Origin of the sequence: Leucobacter chromiireducens subsp. solipictus (assembly GCF_016758195.1) — a bacterium.
GTDB lineage: Bacteria > Actinomycetota > Actinomycetes > Actinomycetales > Microbacteriaceae > Leucobacter > Leucobacter solipictus.
The window spans coordinates 184813-204720 of the sequence record NZ_QYAC01000006.1 but is presented as its reverse complement, the minus strand read 5'-3'; the positions used below and the strand labels follow the sequence as shown (position 1 = coordinate 204720).

The 19908-nt window shown below is 69.8% G+C and carries 15 protein-coding genes; 4 read left to right on the top strand and 11 right to left on the bottom strand.

Translation table 11 applies throughout. The features are described 5' to 3' along the window. Nucleotides 1-242: 242 nt before the first annotated feature. Both D3230_RS12275 and D3230_RS12270 read right to left on the bottom strand, forming a co-directional pair. Nucleotides 243-1583, bottom strand: coding sequence for a flavin monoamine oxidase family protein (locus tag D3230_RS12275; protein WP_202345332.1), 1341 nt, complete (start codon nt 1581-1583; stop codon nt 243-245). A gap of 147 nt (nt 1584-1730) precedes the next feature. Continuing rightward, entirely contained in the window at nt 1731-3251 is a 1521-nt protein-coding gene (locus D3230_RS12270; RefSeq protein ID WP_202345331.1) for an APC family permease, read from the bottom strand. 411 nt (nt 3252-3662) lie between these two features. Here D3230_RS12270 and D3230_RS12265 point away from each other — a divergent pair, with 411 nt between their 5' ends. Beyond that, nucleotides 3663-5021, top strand: a complete 1359-nt coding sequence (locus D3230_RS12265; protein WP_202345330.1) for an NAD-dependent succinate-semialdehyde dehydrogenase — start codon at nt 3663-3665, stop codon at nt 5019-5021. Between the two features lie 274 nt (nt 5022-5295). Here D3230_RS12265 and D3230_RS12260 read toward each other — a convergent pair whose 3' ends face one another. Continuing rightward, nucleotides 5296-7200 carry an FAD-dependent monooxygenase gene (locus D3230_RS12260; protein WP_202345329.1) on the bottom strand — a complete coding sequence of 635 codons (1905 nt, stop codon included), beginning with the start codon at nt 7198-7200 and terminating at the stop codon, nt 5296-5298. 143 nt (nt 7201-7343) lie between these two features. Between D3230_RS12260 and D3230_RS12255 the strand changes: the two genes are divergently transcribed. From D3230_RS12255 to D3230_RS12245, 3 genes are all read left to right on the top strand, one after another. Further along, complete coding sequence (locus D3230_RS12255; protein WP_202345328.1) at nt 7344-8063, top strand: IclR family transcriptional regulator; 720 nt, start codon at nt 7344-7346, stop codon at nt 8061-8063. 181 nt (nt 8064-8244) lie between these two features. Then, on the top strand, nt 8245-8499 hold the full coding sequence (locus tag D3230_RS12250) for a hypothetical protein (RefSeq protein WP_202345327.1): 255 nt from the start codon (nt 8245-8247) through the stop codon (nt 8497-8499). 96 nt (nt 8500-8595) lie between these two features. After that, on the top strand, nt 8596-10383 hold the full coding sequence (locus tag D3230_RS12245; RefSeq protein ID WP_202345326.1) for a thiamine pyrophosphate-binding protein: 1788 nt from the start codon (nt 8596-8598) through the stop codon (nt 10381-10383). Nucleotides 10384-10532: 149 nt separating this feature from the next. Here the strand turns inward: D3230_RS12245 and D3230_RS12240 are convergent, their stop codons facing one another. From D3230_RS12240 to D3230_RS12205, 8 genes are all read right to left on the bottom strand, one after another. Further along, nucleotides 10533-10952 carry a hypothetical protein gene (locus D3230_RS12240; protein ID WP_202345325.1) on the bottom strand — a complete coding sequence of 140 codons (420 nt, stop codon included), beginning with the start codon at nt 10950-10952 and terminating at the stop codon, nt 10533-10535. A 212-nt stretch (nt 10953-11164) separates the two neighbouring features. Continuing rightward, nucleotides 11165-11626, bottom strand: a complete 462-nt coding sequence (locus tag D3230_RS12235; protein ID WP_202345324.1) for a DUF3237 family protein — start codon at nt 11624-11626, stop codon at nt 11165-11167. Next, a complete protein-coding gene (locus D3230_RS12230; protein WP_202345323.1) occupies nt 11623-12873 on the bottom strand; it encodes a flavin-dependent oxidoreductase in 1251 nt (416 codons plus the stop codon). Before D3230_RS12230 ends, D3230_RS12235 begins: the two co-directional genes overlap by 4 nt. 56 nt (nt 12874-12929) lie before the next feature. Further along, entirely contained in the window at nt 12930-14561 is a 1632-nt protein-coding gene (locus tag D3230_RS12225; protein WP_202345322.1) for a dipeptide ABC transporter ATP-binding protein, read from the bottom strand. Continuing rightward, nucleotides 14558-15424, bottom strand: coding sequence for an ABC transporter permease (locus D3230_RS12220; RefSeq protein ID WP_202345321.1), 867 nt, complete (start codon nt 15422-15424; stop codon nt 14558-14560). Before D3230_RS12220 ends, D3230_RS12225 begins: the two co-directional genes overlap by 4 nt. Beyond that, the gene (locus D3230_RS12215) at nt 15421-16377 is read right to left on the bottom strand and encodes an ABC transporter permease (RefSeq protein WP_087012105.1); all 957 of its coding nucleotides are present in this window, start codon (nt 16375-16377) and stop codon (nt 15421-15423) included. Before D3230_RS12215 ends, D3230_RS12220 begins: the two co-directional genes overlap by 4 nt. An 82-nt stretch (nt 16378-16459) precedes the next feature. Further along, complete coding sequence (locus D3230_RS12210) at nt 16460-18100, bottom strand: ABC transporter substrate-binding protein (protein ID WP_202345320.1); 1641 nt, start codon at nt 18098-18100, stop codon at nt 16460-16462. A 39-nt stretch (nt 18101-18139) separates the two neighbouring features. Beyond that, entirely contained in the window at nt 18140-19807 is a 1668-nt protein-coding gene (locus D3230_RS12205; protein WP_202345319.1) for an amidohydrolase, read from the bottom strand. Nucleotides 19808-19908 lie beyond the last annotated feature (101 nt).

Sequence of the window (19908 nt, the reverse complement as noted above, 5' to 3'; positions counted from 1 at the left end):
CACGGAGATTTTCTCTCGAAATCCGACCTGGGCGCAGGATCTCCGAGGTATTGGTTAACGCGGCCGGGGCCCTGCACGGCCGGGGGCTTGCGCGGCCGGGGGCTTGCGCGGCCGGGGACCTGCGCGGCGGGCGGCACGGCGGGCGGCACGGCGGGCGGCGCGGCGGGCGGCACAGCACTGCGCTCGGGCACCCCGGCGGGGACACGCGGAGCACACCGGGCCACCGCAGCGGCAGACAGCCCCTAGGAGACGAGCGCCTCGATCGGAATCGCCGCGCCGAGGATGCGCTCGGCGGCGCGGTGCCCCGAGCAGAGGGCCGCGGTGACCGTGGCCGGATCCTCCTGCCACGTCGCTTCCCCGGCAAGGTGGAGCACTCCGCCGACGGGGGCGGCCAGCACCTCGTGATCCTCGGGCACGGAGCCGACCGTCATGTAGGCGTACGAGCCGTGCGACCACGGGTCGTCCTGCCAGTGCGTGACGTGGCTCGCGGCGGGTTCGATGACCGCGTCGCCGTAGATCTCGCGGAGCGCCGCGAGGACGGAGCCGACCACGCGCTCCTCGGGCCACTCCCGGATCTCCCGCGCGCACGGCCCGGCCGCAAACGTCAGGAGCGTCGGCTCGCCGTGGGCCGCGGTCACGTCGTACCAGGAGTGCCACCACTGCCCGGCCTCGCCCTGGCGGCGGATCGCGGCGACCCCGGCGTCCCAGAAGCGCTCGGGGAAGCGCAGAAACACCTTCTCGAACGCGTTCATTTCGAGGCGGCCGAGCGCCCCCGCGACGGGGTCCGGCAGCGGCGGATCGATCGCGAGGTCGCCGGATTTCAGTACCCCGACGGGCACCGTGACCACCGCACGATCCGCCGTCCATGCCCGCCCGGAGGCGGTCCGCACCGTGACGCCCGCGGCGGGGTCCCAGGTGACCGCGGCCACGGGGGTGTCCCGCCGAATGTCGAGGCCGGTCGCCAGCCCGGCGGCGAGCCGGTCGTACCCCTCGGGGAAGACCACTTCGTCGCCCTCGACGGCGTCGTCGTCGAGGCCGTGCGCGTCCAGATCCGCGATCCACGCACCGTACTGCTCCTCGGTGCGGTGGCGCAGATACTCGCGGACGCGCTCCGCACGCTCGGTGTCCCAGCCCGTCCCCGCGAGCATCTCCTCGACCGCGTCTGCGTAGGAGGCCCCGGGCGCGATTCCCGCGATCGTCTCGGCCAGACGGACATCGCCGGCGGCGACGTCCGCGATGAACCCCGCCGCCGCCGCATCGCTCAGCCGCGCGCCGTCCGGGCCGTAGTAGGCGACGGGCCTGCCGCCCGCCTGGAAGCTCCCCATCGTGAACTCGACCTCGGGCATCCCGAGCGCTCGGGTGGCGACGTGCACCGGGCTGTCCGTGATGCCGTGGATCCAGGAGGCGCCGAGGTCGGTGACGCGGCCCGCGGCACGTTCCGAGTGCACGCGGCCGCCGATCCGGTCGCGCGCTTCGAGGACCACCACGCGCTGCCCGGCGCGGGCCAGGAGCCGAGCCGCGGTAAGTCCGGCGATGCCCGCGCCGACCACGATGGTGTCGAAGTTCGAGGTGTGCTGCGTCATGCGGGGGTCCTATTCATGTGGGTGCGGCGGCTGGATGCAGGGCGGCTGTGGGGCGACGGCCGGACGGAGCGCGGCCGGACGGAGCGCGGCCGGACGGAGCGCGGCCGGACGGAGCGCGGCCGGACGGGGCGACGGCCGGACGCTGGCCTACTCGTCCGGGACGAGCACCTCGGTGTCCCGGTTCAGGCTCTCACCGCGGAAGAACGGGCGCGAGTTGGGGCGCAGCCACCACAGGCCCATGAACACGAAGCCGAGCAGGATCGCGCCGACCCCGATCACGAACGCGCCGCCCACACCCAGCAGGACGGTCTCGCCGTAGTCCGTCGCCCACATGTCGATCGCGGACTGCACAAAGGCGTAGCCGAGCATGAGGCCGCCAAGTGCGGGGAGGATCCCGCGCATCCAGAGGTTGCGTGCGCTGTCGCGGAGCGTGTCCCGGAAGTACCAGACGCACGCGAACGAGGTGATGGCGTAGTAGAGCGCGACCGCCAGGCCCATCGAGGTGAGCGAGTCGGCGAGCATATCCTCGGAGAGGATCGACATGCCCACGTAGTAGATGATCGCCGCGACGCCCATCACCGTGGTGGAGAACCAGGGCGTCTTGAACTTCGGGTGCAGCTCCGCGAACTTCGCGGGGAGAGCGCGGTACACCGCCATGGAGAGGGTGCCGCGGGCGGTCGGGAGGATCGTGGTCTGCGTGGAGGAGGCGGCGGACAAGAGCACGCCCAGGATCAGGAACCAGCCCCACGGGCCGAAGAGCGCGCCGCCGAGCACGGTGAAGACGTCGTCGAGGTTCTCCGCGTTGGTGAGCCCGAATCCGGTGTCCCCGAAGCCCGCGAACATCATCACGGCGACGGACACCCCGACGTAGAGCACGATCAGCACCACGATGCTGGAGAGCGCGGCGCGACCGGGGGTGGTGCGCGGGTTCTTCGTCTCCTCGTTCAGCGCGAGGCAGGTGTCCCAGCCCCAGTAGATGAAGAGTGCGAGCAGGACGGCCTGCATGAAGCCGGACCAGGAGGTCAGCTCGGCCGGATTGAACCAGTTCCAGTCGAAGGCGATGGAGTCGGGGTTCATGCCCGAGCCGGCGTTGACGAGCGCGAGCACGCCGAAGAGCACCATCGCGAGGATCTGGATGCCCACGAGGATCTTCTGCAGGCGCTCCCCGATCTGCACCCCGACCGTGCTGATGAGCGTCATGATCGCCATGAACACCACCGAGGTGCCGATCACGATCGCGCGGTTCTCGGCGAACTCCGTGTTGCCGAGCAGGAGCCAGAAGTACTGTCCGGTGATCTCCCCGACGTTCGCGAGGACCATGATGGAGGCCACGGCCACGGCCCAGCCGCCGATCCACCCGGTGACCGGGCCGAATGCTTTGGTCCCCCAGACGAAGGTGGTGCCGCAGTCGGGGATCTCGCGGTTGAGCTCCTGGTAGGCGAACGCGGCGAACACCATGGGGATGCACGCCACGATGAACACGAGTGGCGCCTGCGCCCCGACCGCGACGATCACGTAGCCGAGCGTCGCGGCGAGGGAGTAGAGCGGCGCCGTTGAGGCGAGCCCGATCATCGTCGACCCGACGACCCCCAGGGTGCCCTCATTGAGTCCCTTGCCCACGTGGATGTGGCCGGTTTCTGTCGCGTTCGACAGGGTGTGCTTCGCCATACTGCAGTGCTCTTCTCGGTTCCGGCGTCCTCGCCGCGTGCTTCGTTGCGGTGCGCATCACTCGCCTCAATGGCATTGTCATGCGTACTGACATTCTGCCTCATTCTGCGCAGGATCGCAGGTCCGCGCGTCGAACCTGCCCGGACACACCCGCGTGCGCGGGAAGCCCCGCGCACGGCCCAGCGGAGACAGGATGCTCAGCCAACGTTCACCCACCGCGCGACGCGCCGTGACGCACGCCCCAAACTCGACCGATTCCGTTGCCAAGAGTCGACTTTGCTACGAAATCCATGGTCCGACCCCACAGAGCATTCGAAAACTCGGAGCGCGCCGAGCTAGTGCCGCGCACCGCGGTGTGCGAGACTGGGAAGCGTCACTATTTCGACACAGCCACTAAGGAGTGAGTCATTTATGAGCACGTTTGCCGTCATTAACCCGGCTACGGGCGAGACCCTCGCCACCTACCCCGATGCAACCTCGGAGGAGATCGAGGCGTCACTGGCCGCTGCGCAGCAGGCCTACACCGACTGGGCGCGCAAGACCACCGTCGCCGAGCGCGCGGCGCTGGCACAGCGCGCGGCGGAGCTGTTCGACGAGCGCAAGGACGAGCTCGGCGCGATCATCAACCGCGAGATGGGCAAGCCGCTCGACCAGTCGATCGGCGAGGCTGAGTTCTCGGGTGCGATCACGGCTGCGTTCGCGAAGAACGCTGAGAACTGGCTCGCGGACGAGCAGCTCGAGGTCGAGGACGGCCTGAAGAGCTTCTTCCGCTTCCAGGGCACGGGCGTCATCCTGGGCATCATGCCCTGGAACTACCCCTACTACCAGGTCGCACGCTTCGCCGTCCCGAACCTGATCCTCGGCAACACGATCATCCTGAAGCACGCGGCACAGTGCCCCGAGTCGGCGCTCGCCCTCGAGCAGCTGTTCCTCGACGCAGGCTTCCCGAAGGGTGCGTACGTCAACGTCTTCGCGACGCACGATCAGATCTCGGACATCATTGCCGACGATCGCATCCAGGGCGTCTCGCTGACCGGCTCGGAGCGCGCGGGCGCGATCGTCGCTGAGCAGGCCGGCCGCGCACTCAAGAAGTGCGTGCTCGAGCTCGGCGGCTCGGACGTCTTCCTCGTCCTCGACACCGACGATCTGGACCACGCGGTCGAGCACGCCGTGGGCGGCCGCATGGAGAACACGGGCCAGGCCTGCAACGGCTCCAAGCGCATCGTGGTCATGGACAAGTACTTCGACGAGTTCACGGAGAAGTTCAAGGCCGCCATCGCCGGGCAGTCCTACGAGTCGGGCGACTTCGGCCCGATGTCCTCGGACGCCGCGACCAAGACCCTCTCCGCGCAGGTGCAGGGTGCCGTGGATCAGGGTGCCGAGATCCTCGTGGGCGACAACAGCCCCGAGGGCAACCTCTACACCCCCTCGGTGCTGACGAACATCACCCCGGCGATGGACGTGTACAGCCAGGAGCTCTTCGGCCCCGTCGCACAGCTGTACAAGGTCTCGAGCGACGAAGAGGCGATCTCGCTCGCCAACTCCTCGCCGTACGGCCTGGGCTCCGTCGTGATCTGCGACGACCTGGATCGCGCCGAGCGCGTCGGCAACCAGCTCGACGTGGGCATGGTCTTCATCGGTGGCGCCGGCCTCGAGGGCGCTGACGTGCCCTTCGGTGGCGTCAAGAAGTCGGGCTACGGCCGCGAGCTGGGCAAGGTCGGCATGCTGGAGTTCGCGAACAAGAAGCTCTTCCGCTTCGCCGCGAAGTAAGTACTCCGCCACCCGCGACTGAGGGGCCCCGGATCCATATGGATCCGGGGTCCCTCGGCCGTTCGGCCGATGCCCGCGGGAGATGACACGAGCGGCAGCGCCATTCCCGGGTGCCCGGGGGTGACGCCGACGATCTTCGGGTCCGGCGGTTGCGGCGGCGCAGCGCAGCGAGACGGAGCGTGGCGCGGAGCGTACCGTGTCCGGAACGCGTGGCCAGAAACGCGTGTGGCCGGGGCCCCACGCGGGGTCCCGGCCACACACTGTGCGGCGCGCGCTACGGCGTCAGGAAGATCGGCTCGAAGAAGCGCGCCACCGCCTCGGGATCGGTGAGCGGCAGCACGGCGGACACGTACTGGTCCGGGCGCACGATCACCACGGCACCGTCGCGGCTGATCCCGCGCTCGTCGAAGATATCCTCGCCCGGCTTCGCCGCGTAGATCTTTTCGTAGTCCACGAGCTGGAAGGGCCCCGTGAGCGGGAGAAACAGCTTCGATGCTTGCATGATGTCGACGCTGTGGTGCTCCTGCTGGTAGACGGCCTTGACGTCGAAGATCGCGTCGAGGTCGCCGCCGAGCGGCGTGAAGCGCTGCAGCGGAGACGCGGTGTTCGAGAGCAGCCACTCGGCCCAGGCGTTCAGCCGCTCGCCCGAGGCGTCGGCGAACGCGTACACGCGGAACCGGCCGTCCGCGCGGTGATGGTGTCCGAGGTGCACATCGACCGCGTCGGACACGCGCGTCGTCATGACCGACTTGAAGCGCTTGCCCAGGGGGAAGCCGGGTGCGAGAGCCTGGTGCTCCCCGGTGCCCGTGAGCATCGACTCCGTGTACTCGGTCATGAAGCCGGCCGGGAACTCGGCCGTCTGCACGTAGAACTCCTCGAGCTGCCCCGGGGAATCGAACTCCTCGGGCTTCTTCGCCATGAGCGTGGACCACTCTTTGTCGAAGTCGATGAGGTTCTTCGCGGTGACGCGGCGCTCGTCGGAGTACGTCTGGAGCAGGGACTCGGGGCTGCGGCCCTCGATCACGTAGCCGAGCTTCCAGCCCAGGTTCCACCCGTCCTGCATGGACACGTTCATACCCTGGCCCGCCTTCGCGCTGTGCGTGTGGCAGGCGTCGCCCATCAGGAATACGCGCTGCTTGCCGTCGGGCGAGGTCTCGGCGTCGTCAAAGCGATCCGTGAGACGGTGCGCGACCTCGTAGACGCTGTGCCAGGCCACGTTGCGCACGTCGAGGGTGTAGGGGTGCATGATCGCGTTGGCCTGCGCAATGACGTCCTCGAGCGGGGTGTCGCGCACCTTGCCCCCGTCCTGCTCGTCCACCTCGCCGAGGTCGACGTAGATCCGGGCGAGGTGGTTCCCCTCACGCGGGATGTGCAGGATGCTGCCCGCCTCGGAGTGGATGATGCACTTCTTGCGGATGTCGGGGAAGTCCGTGACCGAGAGCACGTCCATCACGCCCCAGGCGTGGAACGCCTGGTCGCCGCTCAGGGAGCCGCCGATAGCTCGGCGCACCGTGGACCGTGCGCCATCGGCCCCGATCACGTACTTCGTGTGCACCACGACGGTCTCGCCCTGCTCGGCGTCCGCCGCGGCGGCGGCGTTGATGCCCGCACCGGTCTGGCCGGACACCTTGCGGAGGGTCACCGCGACGGGGTACTCCCCCTCGCCGACCTCGAGGCCGACAAACTCGTAGCCGTAGTCGATGTCGCCGCGGGCGGGTGCCCTGCGGGCGTATTCCGCGAAGTAGTCGATGACCCGGGCCTGGTTCACGATCAGGTGCGGGAACTCGGAGATGCCCTGGGGATCGTCCGGCGTGACGGAACTGCGGACGATGTTCTTCGGGTTGGCCGGATCCGGCGTCCAGAAGCTCGTCTCCGTGATCTGGTACGCCTCCTGGATGATCTGCTGGGCAAAGCCGAACGCCTGGAAGGTCTCGACGCTGCGCGCCTGAATCCCGTCGGCCTGGCCGAGCACCAGACGCGAGTCCCGGCGCTCGACGACGCGGGTGACGACGTTCGGGAACTGGGCCAGCTGCGCGGCGGCGACAATGCCGGCGGGACCCGATCCGACGATCAAGACGTCCATCTCGCTCGGCAGCTCGTCCGGCCGATCGAGCCCAATTCCGGCGGCCGGCTGGACGCGCGGATCCGTGGAGACATATCCGTGGTGGTGGAACTGCACTGTTTCTCCTCACTCCCTGGCACTCACGCCAGGCCGTGTTCTATAATTGAACACGAAGTTTGAATATCGCACACTCAGGATAGAGCGAGACGCGCGTTCGCACAACACCACGGCAGCCAAGTTTCGGCCAGAATAGAGAGAATATGACTGAGCACACCGAGGCGCCCGCCCCGCCGGCCGGCTCCCAGACCCTGGCCCGCGGCCTGCGTGCCCTCGAAATCCTGGCCGAAGCCGAGATCCCAATGACGATCACCGAGCTCGCCGAGGGCCTCGGCGTGCACCGATCGAACGCCTACCGGATCCTGCGCACCCTGGAGCAGCACCGCTTCGTCGCACGGGATTCCGGCGGGCGGATCCGCCTCGGCCCCAAGCTCACCGTGCTGGCCCGCGGCGTCGCGCCCATGCTCCACACAGCCGCGATGCAGCCCGTGTCTGAACTCGCCTACACGCTCGGCATGACCGCGTTCGTCACGATCCTCGACGCTGACGAGGTGGTCACCCTGGTGTCGGTGGAACCGTCGAACGTGTCCGCGACGATCGCCCGAAACCCGGGCGTCCGCCATCCGCTCGATCGCGGCGCCCCCGGTCACGCGATCGAGTCGAGCCTCAGCCGCGCCGAGCGCGCGGCAGCGTTCGGGCACGAGGAACTCAGCGAGGCCGCGGCCGCGACGCAGCGCGACGGCTACGCCCTCAGCCGCAACGAGGTGATCGACGGGGTCACCGCCATCGCCGTGCCGTTGCGCCTCGAAGGCGAGGCCCCCGCGGCAATCGCCGTCGTGCACTTCAACCACCCGGACTCCGTCGACGACGTCGTGGTGGCGCTGCGGCACGCCGCCGAGCGGATCTCCCAGAACTACCGCTAGCACCCCGCGGAGGCAGCGCCCGCGGCAGCGCCCGCGGCAGGGCCTGCGGCAGGGCTGCGGCGGGCCTGCGGCGGGGCCCGGTGCTCGGGGCGAGGTGCGCGGGCACCGACCATCGCGGCGGAGATCCACGATTGCACAGGAGATTTTCCCCGGGAATCACGACGCGGCCGCAGGATGTCCGGTGCGTTGGTCGCTGCTCTGCCGGCACACCGCGAACAACGAGCGCACCTCGGACGACGGGCATACCTCGGACAGCGCGCAGATCTCGGACGGCGGTCACACCTCGTACGCCGCGCACACCTCGGACGACGGGCACACCTCGCACGCCGCGCACCGCACGCCGCGCATCGCGCACCCCTGCCCCACGTCCGATCCGGCACCCCCTATGATGGAGAGGTCCAGCTCGGTTGGGAGGTACTCCGACCCGGCCGGCTAAGGCGCGCGAAAAAGGGGCGCTGCTGCCGCGGCATTGATGCCCGGCGAGACATACACGGTTTCAATCCATTCGTCTTTTCGCATAAGGATTTCTGTGATGTCCACTCCATCCACGCTCACGCGCACCCTGGCCGCCTCGCTCGCCCGTCACGCCGACCACAGCTTCGGCCTCATGGGGAACGGGAACGCGCACCTCATCGAGAGCCTCGCCGAGGCCGGCGTCGCGTACACGGCGGTACGCCACGAGGCGGGCACCGTCGCGGCCGCTGACGCGTACTCCCGCGTGAGCGGCAAGCTCGCGATCGCCACCACCACCTACGGTGCGGGATTCACGAACACCCTCACCGCGCTCGCCGAGGCGGCCCAGGCCCGCACCCCGATGCTCGTCGTCGTGGGCGACGCGCCAAGCTCGGGCCCCCGCCCCTGGGACGTCGACCAGGAGATGCTCGCCGCGGCGCTCGGCGTCCGCACGCACATGCTCACGGTGACGAACATCGACCGCACCGTGGAGCGCGCAGTCTCCTACGCGCAGCGCTTCCGCCGCCCCGTCGTGCTCGGGATCCCCTACGACCTCGTCACGGCACCCGCCGTCGCCCCGGCCCAGCCTGAGCAGGCCGCCGCGGGCGGTATCGACCTGAACGATCCCGCGGTGCTCGCCGCGCTGAGCGCCTCCGTCGCCGACTCCGCCGTTCCCGCGCCGGCAACCCCGAGCAGCGAGCCGATCGCGGGCCTCGCCGCGCACCAGCTCGAGGCCGCCGTGCTGGCGCTCCTCGAGGCCGAGCGCCCCCTGATCCTCGCGGGCCGGGGTGCCCACGTGTCGGGTGCCGCCGCAGAACTCGGGCGAGTGGCCGACGCGCTCGGCGCGCTCACCTCGAGCACGGCGCTCGCGCGCGGAATCTTCCCCGCGCAGCAGTACGATCTCGGGATCACCGGCGGATTCGGACAGATCCCCGCCATGGAGGTGCTTCACGAGGCCGATGTGGTGCTCGTGGTGGGCGCGAGCCTGAACCAGTTCACCATGCGCTTCGGTGAGCTGTTCAGCGCGGGCACCACCGTGATCCGGATCGACACCGAGCAGGTGGCCCCGCCGAAGTCGAACCACCCGATCACGCACCTGCTGCTCCAGGGCGACGCCCGGGCAACCCTCGCCACCATGCTCGGCGCGATCGAGTCCGCCGAGCCGCGCACCGCCGGCTGGCGCACGCGCGTGGCGGGACTTGAAGCGGGTGGATCGCTCCGCGTCCGCGACACGGGCACGGGCGCGACCGCCGAAGGCCTGTGCGCGGACGGCCGCCTCGATCCGCGTGCCGTCGCTGCGCGCATTGGCGAGCTGTTGCCCGAGAACCGCCACGTCACGACCGACGGCGGCCACTTCATCGGCTGGGCCAACATGTACTGGCCCGTCGCCTCGCCCGAGCGGATGATCATGGTCGGCACCGCCTACCAGACCATCGGGCTCGGCTTCCCGACGGTCGCGGGTGTCGCCGCCGCCGCGCCCGGCACGACCGCCGTCCTCAGCACGGGTGACGGTGGTGGGCTGATGGCCCTCGCCGATCTCGAGACCGCGATCCGGACCTCCCCGAGCACCGTGATCGTGGTGTGGAACGACGGCGCCTACGGGGCCGAGGTGCACCTCTACGGCGTGATGGGTCTCGACGAGGGCCCCATGCTCATCCCGGACGTGGACTTCGCCGGGGTTTCCGCGGCGCTCGGCGCGCAGGGTGTGCAGGTCCGCACCCTTGCCGACCTCGACGCGCTGGGCGAGTGGACCGCCGCGGGGGCGCAGGGCACGATCGTGCTCGACTGCCGCGTCTCCCGCAGCGTTGTGGCCGAGTACCAGCGCGAGATTCAGCGCGTGAACGGCCTGGACGTTCCCGAGGCGTAGCCCGCACCGGACCGGTCCGGCACCCGCGTGCCGGACCGACTGTGGCCCCGCACCCCTTCGAGGGTGCGGGGCCACAGCGCTGCGGTGCCGGATCGGGCGCTCGCGGGCTGTGCCGGATCGGGCGCTCGCGCGCGGTGCCGGATCGGGCGCTAGCGCTCCGTGTTCCAGAGCACGTGCGAGCCGTCGGCCTGGGTGGCCTGCCACACGTCGCCGCAGCGCTCGATGTCGGTCAACGGTGCGTCCTGCAAGAGCAGGATCGCCGCAATCGATCCGGGCGAGGATTCGGCGGCGGCGCAGTCAGCGCTCAGCGCTTCCCCGGTCCACGAGGCCGCGAGCTTCTTCCCCTGCTCGATGAGCCGAACGCGCTCAGCGTCCGCGGGGAAGTCCGCGGGCAGCGTGCCGTCGTTGATAAGTTTCTGCAGGTCGGCGCCCGAGGGTGCCGCCTCAGAGGGGACCCCGGAGTCCCCGGAGTTCACCCCGGTATTCGGTGCCGGGGCGGGCGCACAGCCCGCGAGCAGGAGCACCAGTGCGGCGACCGCCCCGGCTTGTGTCAGCCATGTCTTCGTCATACGTGACCCCTTCCGCCGTTCCCCTCGAGCCTATCGAGCGAAACTTCGAGGCCGCAGGGGGGGGGCACGCGCGCCGCGAACGCGCATCCATGGGTGAGTTTCTGGGGCTTCGCGCCGGTGAAGCCCCAGAAACTCACCCATGAACGTGTGCGCGGCGCGGCGCGGCCGGCGCGAGCACGGCGCGGCGCGGCGCGAGCACGGCGCGGCGCGCGCTACGTCACGCGGTAGAGCGTGTGGCGCACCCGGTCCGCGTCGCGCACGCCGTCGACGAGGAGCAGCACGCGCTCGAGTTCGGCGAGCCCCGGTGCCCCCGCCTCGACCGTGCATCCCGCCCGGAAATAGGCACCCCCGGGGGCGGCGCGGCGCAGCCCACGGACGTGCAGGATCAGGCCGTCCCCGCCCGCCGTCGCCGCCTCATAGCGGGCGTCGATCTCGATCACGCCGTCGGCTCGCACCCGCTGCCAGTCGGCCCCGCCGGGCAGGATCTCCGCCACGACCGGGGGCACGTCCCCGCCCGGATCCACGATCCGCACCGTGCCGCCGACGATCGGCGTGACGCGGCGGTCGCCCTCCCGGGTGGTGCCGTACACCCGGGTCGTCCCCAACTGCACGACGATCTCCCCGACCGGGACCAGTCCGGGGGCTGCCGGTCCTGCGCCGTCGACCGGGCTCACGACCCCGCACCCGGCCGGGCGCTCAGCGAGGCACGGGTGTTGAGCCGTGCCGGGTCGAACCCGGCGGCGCGCTTGTACGCGGCGGCGATGTCCTCGAGTTCAGCCTGCGGGATCACGTCGGTGACGTCGGCGAAGCCCTCCGGGGCGCGCTCGGAGGCGAGCTGCATCACCCGCTCCGGCCCGGTCTGCCGCGTCATCTCAAGCAGCCGCGCGGTCGCCGGCCGGCGCTCCGCTTCGTACGCGGCGAGCGCCGCGTCGAGCGACGGCTCGGTCGCGATCCGGTGCACGAGGGTGCGCGCGTCCAGGATCGCCTGCGAGCCGCCGTTCGACCCGTTGGGGTACATCGCGTGGGCGGCGTCCCCGAGCAGGGTGGCGCGGCCAAACGTCCACTGCGGAATCGCCTCGCGATCCACCATGGGGTATTCGAGCAGCTCCTCCGCGTCACGGATGATCGCGGGAACGTCGAGCCACTCGGTGGTCCAGCCGGTGAAGAGCTCGGCGATGGGGGCTCGTGCGGCCTGGCGGTTCCAGTCCGCGCCCGGCGAGCCCGCGGCGCGGCGCTCCGCGATGAAGTTGATGCGCTGGCGCCCGTCCGGGCCCGGGGCTTCCAGCGGGTAGGCCACGAACTTCTGGTCCGCGTCTCCCATCATGAACATGGTGCGGCCGTCGAGCAGTGCGGGCACCGTGGCCGTGCCACGCCACAGGGTGAGCCCGCCCCACACGGGCCCGCCCTCCTCCGGGTAGCGCTGCGCGCGTGCCGCGGAGTGGATTCCGTCGGCGGCCACGATCAGGTCGGCATGGAACTCTACGGTTGCCCCGTCGGCGAGCACGAACTGGGCCGAGCGCCCGTCTTCCGCGACCCGCTCGAGTCGATGCCCGAGCCGGATCACGTCGCCGAGTCGCTCCTGGACGAGGTCCCTGAGGAGTAACTGGAGGCGTCCACGGTGCACGGACAGCTGCGGCCAGCGATACCCCGCGTGCGTGCCACGTGGTTCCGACCAGATGAGCTGCCCGCGGCGCGTGTAGTACGCCAGCGTCGCGGGTTCGACGCCGAGCGCGGCGACCCGGTCGAGCACCCCGAGCTCGTCGAGTTCTCGTGCGGCGTGCGGCAGCAGGTTGAGTCCGACGCCGAGGCCGCGGATCTCCGAGCTGCGCTCGGCCACGACGATGTCCCGGTGGCCAGCGTCGGCGAGGCTGAGGGCGGTGACGAGGCCGCCGATTCCGGCACCGATGATGAGGGTCTGCATGTGTGTTCTCCCAGGAGTGATAGGGGCGTGGGGTGCTGCGTGAGTATGACTGCCGGCTACGCCCACGCCGGACGCGGCACCAAATCGAGCAGCATGCGCGTGTACTCGTGCTGCGGGTCGCTGAGCAGGCCTTCGGTGGGCCCGCTCTCGACGATCTCTCCGCGGCGCATCACGAGCGTGTCGTCGCACACCCGCCGCACCACGCCGAGGTCATGACTGATGAACAGGATCGTGAGCCCCTGCTCAGCGCGCACCCGGGCCAGCAGATCGAGCACCTGCGCTTGCACCGACACGTCGAGCGCGCTCGTCGCCTCGTCCATGACCAGCAGTTCCGGTTCGATCGCGATGGCCCGGGCGATCGCGACGCGCTGGCGCTGGCCGCCGGACAGCGTGCGCGGCAACGCCTGGGCGTGGTCCCGGCTCAGGCCCACGTCGTCGAGGAGTTGCAGCGCCCGCTCGGCGCAGGCGGCCCCGGTCAGCCGGGCGTGCAAACGCAGCGCGTCCTCGACGGTCTGCCCCACGGGGATGCGAGGATCGAGCGACAGGTAGGGATCCTGGAACACCATCTGCGCGCTGCGGGCACGGGCGAGACGCTCGGCCTTGCCGCGCGGCACGTCCGTTCGGGTGACACCCGCGATCCGCAACTCGCCCGCGTCCGGCTGTTCGAGCCCGATGATCATGCGCGCGAGGGTAGATTTTCCGGATCCGGACTCCCCGACCACACCGAGCGATCCGCCGCGCGGGATCGCGAGCGATGCGCCCCGCACCGCGTGCACGGCCTCGCGGCCGCGCGGGTGGTAGGTTTTCGAGAGCTCGCGGACGAGCACCAGCGGCTCGGCGGGCTCAGCAGACGCGGCAGACGCGGCAGACGCGGCAGAATCAGCGGGTGCCGGATGAGCGGGTGCCGGATCCGACACGGTCACGCTCGGGGTTGCGGCGATCAAGCGCTTCGTATAGTCCGCGCCCGGGGTGGTGAAGATCTCGCGCGCGCTCCCCTGCTCGACCACCCGACCCCCGGCCATGACGACGACCCGATCACAGATCGATGCGGCCAGATTCAGGTCGTGCGTGATAAACAGCATGCCCATGCCGCGCGCCGCCCGCTGTTCGCGCAGCACCTCGACGATCTCTGCCTGGGTCGTCACATCGAGCGCGGTGGTCGGCTCGTCGCAGATCAGCAGTTTCGGAGCGCTGGTGAGCGCCCCGGCGATCATGACCCGCTGCAGCATGCCGCCGGAGAACTCGTGCGGGTACTGGCTCAGATGATCCACCGGGCGCGGCAGGCGCACGGCCCGGAGCAGCTCCGTGGCGGCGGCCCGGGCCTGCGGGGCCGGAACCCCCTGGCACAGCCGCAGCGATTCCGTCATGTGATCGCCGATCGTGCGCATGGGGTTGATGCCGGCACGCGGGTCCTGGAAGATCATCGCGGCGCTCGAACGCCGCACGCGGAGGAGTTCCGCCCGGCCCGCCGTGAGCACGTCGTGCCCCTCGCAGACCACGCTGCCGCCCATGCTCGCACCGCCGGGCAGCAGGCCGAGCACGGAGCGGGCCGTGAGCGACTTGCCCGATCCCGACTCGCCAACGAGGCCCACCGTCTCGCCCGCTTCGACGCGCAGCGAGATCCCATCGAGCAGGCGCGTGCCGTTGGGGAGATCGAGTGTGAGATTTGTGATGTTGAGCAGTGTCATGCGGACACACCCCCTCCGATTCGTTCCGAAAGTTCCTCGCCGATGATGTTGACGGCAACCACGACGATCACCACGGCGATCGCGGGGACGACGGCCGGCAGGAAGTGGCCGCCGGCGATCCCGGGCTGCGCCTCGTTGATCATCGCGCCCCAGTCGGACGCGGGTGCCTGCACGCCGAGCCCGAGGAAGGAGAGGCCCGCGAGCTCCGCGAGCACGTAGCCAAAGTTCAGCGTCGACTGCGCGCCGACGATCGGGACCACGTTCGGCAGGACCCGGCGCAGCGCGATCCACGCCCCGCCGAAGCCCTGCACGCGATACGCGGACACGTACGGTCGGTTCCGTTCCGCGGTGACGAGCGAGCGGGTGAGCCGCGCGACGTAGGGGGCGTACGCGAGGCTCATGGCGATCACCGGGGCGACGAGGCCCTTGCCAAACAGTGCGACCGCCATGATCGCGATGAGCAGCGCCGGGAACGCGAAGATCACGTCGAAAACCCGGCTGAGCACGGCATCGATCCAGCCGCCACGCCAGCCCGCGAGCAGGCCGAGCAGGATCCCGACGATCGTGGAGAACACCACGACGAGCAGGGGCCCGAGGAGCGCCGTCCGCGCGCCCCAGATCATCCGGCTGAGGATGTCACGGCCGAGGCCGTCGGTGCCGAGCCAGTGCGCGGCCGTCGGGCCGCCGTTGAAGGCGAGGAAGTCGACGGCGTCCGGATCGTACGGCGCGACGAACGGCGCGAACGCGGCGGCCAGGGTGACCGCGGCGAGCACGATCACGCTGACGGTGAAGAGTGTGGTCGAGCGGCGGGCGCGCGGCGCACGCATCACGCGCACCGCGGTCGTGGGGTTGGGAACAGTCATCGTGCATCAGCTCCTGCCGCGGCCCGGGGGTCAATGAGGGGTTCGAGCAGATCGACCACCGCGTTGACCACCACAAAGGCGGTCACCACGAGCAGCACGATCATCTGCACGACGGGGAAATCGAGGCGGTCCACGGACTGCACGAGCAGCGAGCCGAGTCCGGAGATCCCGAACGCGGATTCGACGATGGTGCTCGCCACGAGCAGCCCGGCGACGAGCACGCCGCTGACCGTCGCGATCGGGCCGATCGCGTTGCGGAACACGTGGCGACGGATCACGGTGCCGCGCTTCAGACCGCGACTCGTTGCCACCTCCACGTGCTCCTTGCCGATCTGTTCGACCATGGAGCTTCGCGTCACCTTCCCGATCAGCACCACAAACGAGATCGCGAGCGCGAGCGCCGGGAGGAAGAGATGCCAGAGCGAATCCCAGAATCCCTCGCCCGTGCCGAACGTCGGGAACCAGCCGAGGGTCACCGCGAACACCGCGATCAGCACAATCGCCCCCACGAAAGAGGGGATCGCGCCGAGCACCGTGAGGAAGATCAGGGTGGCCCGGTCAGCGAGCTTGCCGCGGTTCAGCGCGGCAATGACGCCCGCGCCAATACCGACGACCGCGATCATCGCACCGGCCAGCACCACCAGTCCCAGGGTGACGGGAAGCCGGTCACCGATCACGGTCGCGACGTCCTGCCGAAACTGTAGGGATCGGCCGAAGTCGCCGCGGAAGATCCCGAACACCCAGTTCAGGTATTGCTCCCACGGGGGCAGGTCGAGGCCGAACTGCTCGGTCACGGCGGCCACCGCTTCGGGACTGGGCTTCCGCCCGCGCAGCAAGAATCGGACCGGATCGCCCGGAACGATGAAGCGCGAGAAGAACACCAGGAGCGAAGCGAGGAACAGCGTGAGCAGGAGCGCGCCCAGCTTGGATGCAATGCGCCGCACGTAGGTCATCGTGGGGTCTCCAAATCGTGGTGCTGGCCGGCGGAGATGCCCGCCGGCCAGCGAGTATGCAGTGGGTCGAGAGCCGGGGCGCTTAGCGCGCGCCCAGGGTCGCCGCCCAGGGGTAGTAGAGGAAGTTGATCGAGGGCGAGAGTCCCGTGACGCGCTCCCCCAGGTACATGGCATTGGGGGCGGTCACGAGCGGCAGCCACGGGAGCTCCGCGTTGGCCAGCTGCTGAGCCTGGGCGGTGAGCTCGCTGCGCGCCCGCGGATCCATCGTCGAGACCGCCTCGGTGACGAGCGCGTCGTACTCCGGGTTCGACCAGTTGCCGTAGTTCGAGAACTCGCCGGTGCGGAGCACGGAGTACATCTCGAGCGGGTCCGGGCTCGAGAGATACCACTGCGTGTAGAACAGGTCGACGCCCGCTCGGGCATCGGGGTCCGCGAACAGGGTGGTGTAGGCGGCGGGGGTGACCGTCTCGATCTGTACGTCGAGCCCAATCGACTTGCCGGCGGCGGCGGTGGCCTGGGAGACCACCGCGAAGTCCTGGTTGATCGGCGCGGTGACGAGTTTCACGCTCGCCCCGGTTGCCCCGGCCTCCTCGACGAGCGCCTTCGCGGCCTCGACGTCGTGCGGGTACGACTCGATTTCGGTGAATGCCGCGTCCGCCACGGTCGGATCCGCATCACCCCACACCGATGGGGTCGTGAGCACGTCGGTGACCTCTCCCACACCCTTGTTCATGGCTTCGAGAATGCCCGGGCGATCCAGCGCCATGAGCAGCGCCCGGCGCACACGCACATCACCGAGCGGGCCCGTCATGTCGGAGACGATGAGGTTAGAGACGGCGGTGTTCATGCCGTAGAGCACATCGCCGCCCGCTCCCTGCAGGTTCTGTGCGGCGTCCATGGGCAGCAGCCAGGTGCCGTCCACCTCGCCCGACTTCAGCGCGTTGCTGCGCGCCGTTGCGTCGGTCATGAACACGAAGTCGAAGCGCTCAGACTTTGCCGCGAGCTCAGGATTCCAGTAGTCGGCGAAGCGGCTCAGCGAGATCTTCTCGCCGGACTTCCAGGAGTCGAACTGCATGGGTCCCGTGCAGTTGACGCCCGTGCTGGAGTTGCCGTAGTCCGCGCCGGCCTCGGCCAGCGTGGCCGCGGATTCGATGACGCCGGCGGAGCCGCCCATTCCCAGGTTGAACTGGGAGTCAGGGATCGTGGTGGTCACGGTCACCTCGCGCGCGCCGGTCTGCTCGATCGAGGCGACGTTCTGATACACACTGAACCAGGAGGATCCGAGCTCGGGGGTGATGTGGCGCTGCATGGACGCCACGACATCAGCGGCGGTCATCACGGTGCCGTCGTGGAACTTCACGCCGTCGCGAATCTGGTACACCCAGGTCGTCGGGGTCGGGTTCGCAAACGACTCCGCGAGGGCGGGTTCCAACGTGAAGTCGGGGTTCAGCCGCAGCAGCGATTCGCACACGTTCGCGAGTACCTGGTTATCGGAGTAGTCAAATGCGTAGGCGTAGTCGAGCGAGAACGGTTCGGCATAGCTGGCCCAGGTGATCTGGTCGATATCACCCGAGGGCGCGGCCGTCTGGTCGGTAATCTCCCAGTCGAGCGGCGCGGATCCGGCGCTGGATCCGCCACCGGAGCAGCCAGTGAGGGTGAGGCCCGCGATCGTGAGGCCCGCAATAAGGGCCGCGCCGCGGCGGCGTTTCGGTGTCGTGAACAACGGTGTTCTCCTTTGGGATGGGTGGCAGGACGTGGTGGCTTATTGCGGTCGGGCGTACACACGCTCGCCCGAGATCCAGGTTTCGCGCACGCGCGCGCGGTGCAGCTCGTCGGGGGCGAGCGTGAACGGATCGGGCTCGATCACCACGAGGTTCGCGAGATACCCGGACGCAATCGTGCCGGTGTCGTGGTCCCGGTGGTTCACGTAGGCGCTCCCCGAGGTGTACGCGGCGAGCGCCGTTTCGAGGTCGAGGCGCTGGCGTTCCCCGCCGAGCGGCCCCGCGGCGACGTCCGGACCGACGCGGGTGACCCCGATGTGGATCGCGGCGAGCGGATCGGCCGAGGACACCGGCCAGTCACTGCCCGCGGCAAGCCGGGCACCGCCGCGCTGCAGGTCCCCAAACGGGTACTGCCGGCGCACGGCGCCCTCCTGCAGGAAGGGCAGCGTGAGCGTATCGAGCTGATCCTCGTGGGTGGCCCAGAGCATCTGCAGATTCGCGGTGGCGCCTGACTCCGCAAAGCGGGCGGCGTCGGCCTCGGTCACCACCTGCAGGTGTGCGAGATGGTGTCGCGCCTCGCTCGGGCCGTTGGTTGCGCGGGCAGCGGTGACAGCGTCGAGGGCACCCGCAACGGCGCGGTCGCCGAGCGCGTGGAAATGCACCTGCATCCCGGCCGCATCGAAGCGGGTGACGGCCTCGGTGAGGATCTCGGGATCGACAAAGGAAATGCCGTGGTTGCAGGTGTCGTGGCCCTGCGCGTCCCGGTACGGTTCGATCATTGCGGCGGTGAAGTTCTCCGCGACCCCGTCGAGCATCATCTTGACGGTGCCGAGGTCGAATCGGTCGGCGGTGCCGCTCGCCCGGCGCTCGTCCCGGAGCGCGAGCTTCTCTTCGATCTGTTCGAGGCCCCGATCGCGCTCCCACCACTGCGCGCCGACCACGTGCACCCGGAGTGTGTCCTCGGCCACGGCGCGCTCGTAGATGTCGACCGACCCGTACGCGGTGCCGGCGGCACCCACCCAGGCGTCCTGCCAGCCGGTGATCCCGAGCGCCATGAGCTTGTCCTGCGCGTGGAGGAGTCCCCGGTAGTTCAGCTCCGGGGAGTTCTCGGGTGTGACGCCGGCGAACAGATCCCCGGCACCCTCGTGGAAGGTCCCCGCGGGGAATCCGCCCTCCTCGCGTTCGATCCGGCCGTCCGCCGGATCCGGGGTGGCCCCGTCGAGGCCCGCCGCGCGGATCGCCGCGGTATTCGCCCAGCTGCTGTGATGGTCGCGGCTCATGAGCAGCACGGGCCGGTCCGGCACCACCGCGTCGATGAGCGCCCGAGTCGGGGCCCCGCCCGGGAAATGGTCCATGGACCAGCCGCCCCCGAGAATCCACGGCTCCTCGGGATGCGCCGCCGCATACTCGGCGATGCGACGCACCGCGTCGGACGCGTCCTCGGATTCGGTGAGGTCGCACTGGAGCGCTTCGACCCCGCCGCTGATGGGGTGAATGTGCGCGTCTTGGAACCCCGGTGAGAGCAGTGCCCCGGCCAGGTCGACGCGGGTGGTCTCGGGGCCCGCGAGCGCTGCGGCGTCGGCGTCGGGCAGCACCGCGACGATCGTGCCTCCGCTCACCATCACGGACATGCCGTGCAGCGGCGCACCGCGTCCCGTAAATACGGCCCCTCCGGAGAACAGCACCTCGTGTGGAATCTTGCTGGCCATGACGCTCCTCGTTCGACTCTGAATCAAGCTGATCTGGAGCGTAATCGAGGTCTATGCACTTTGTCAAAGCCTTTGACAAAGCGTTTGTCATTGTCGTGAAC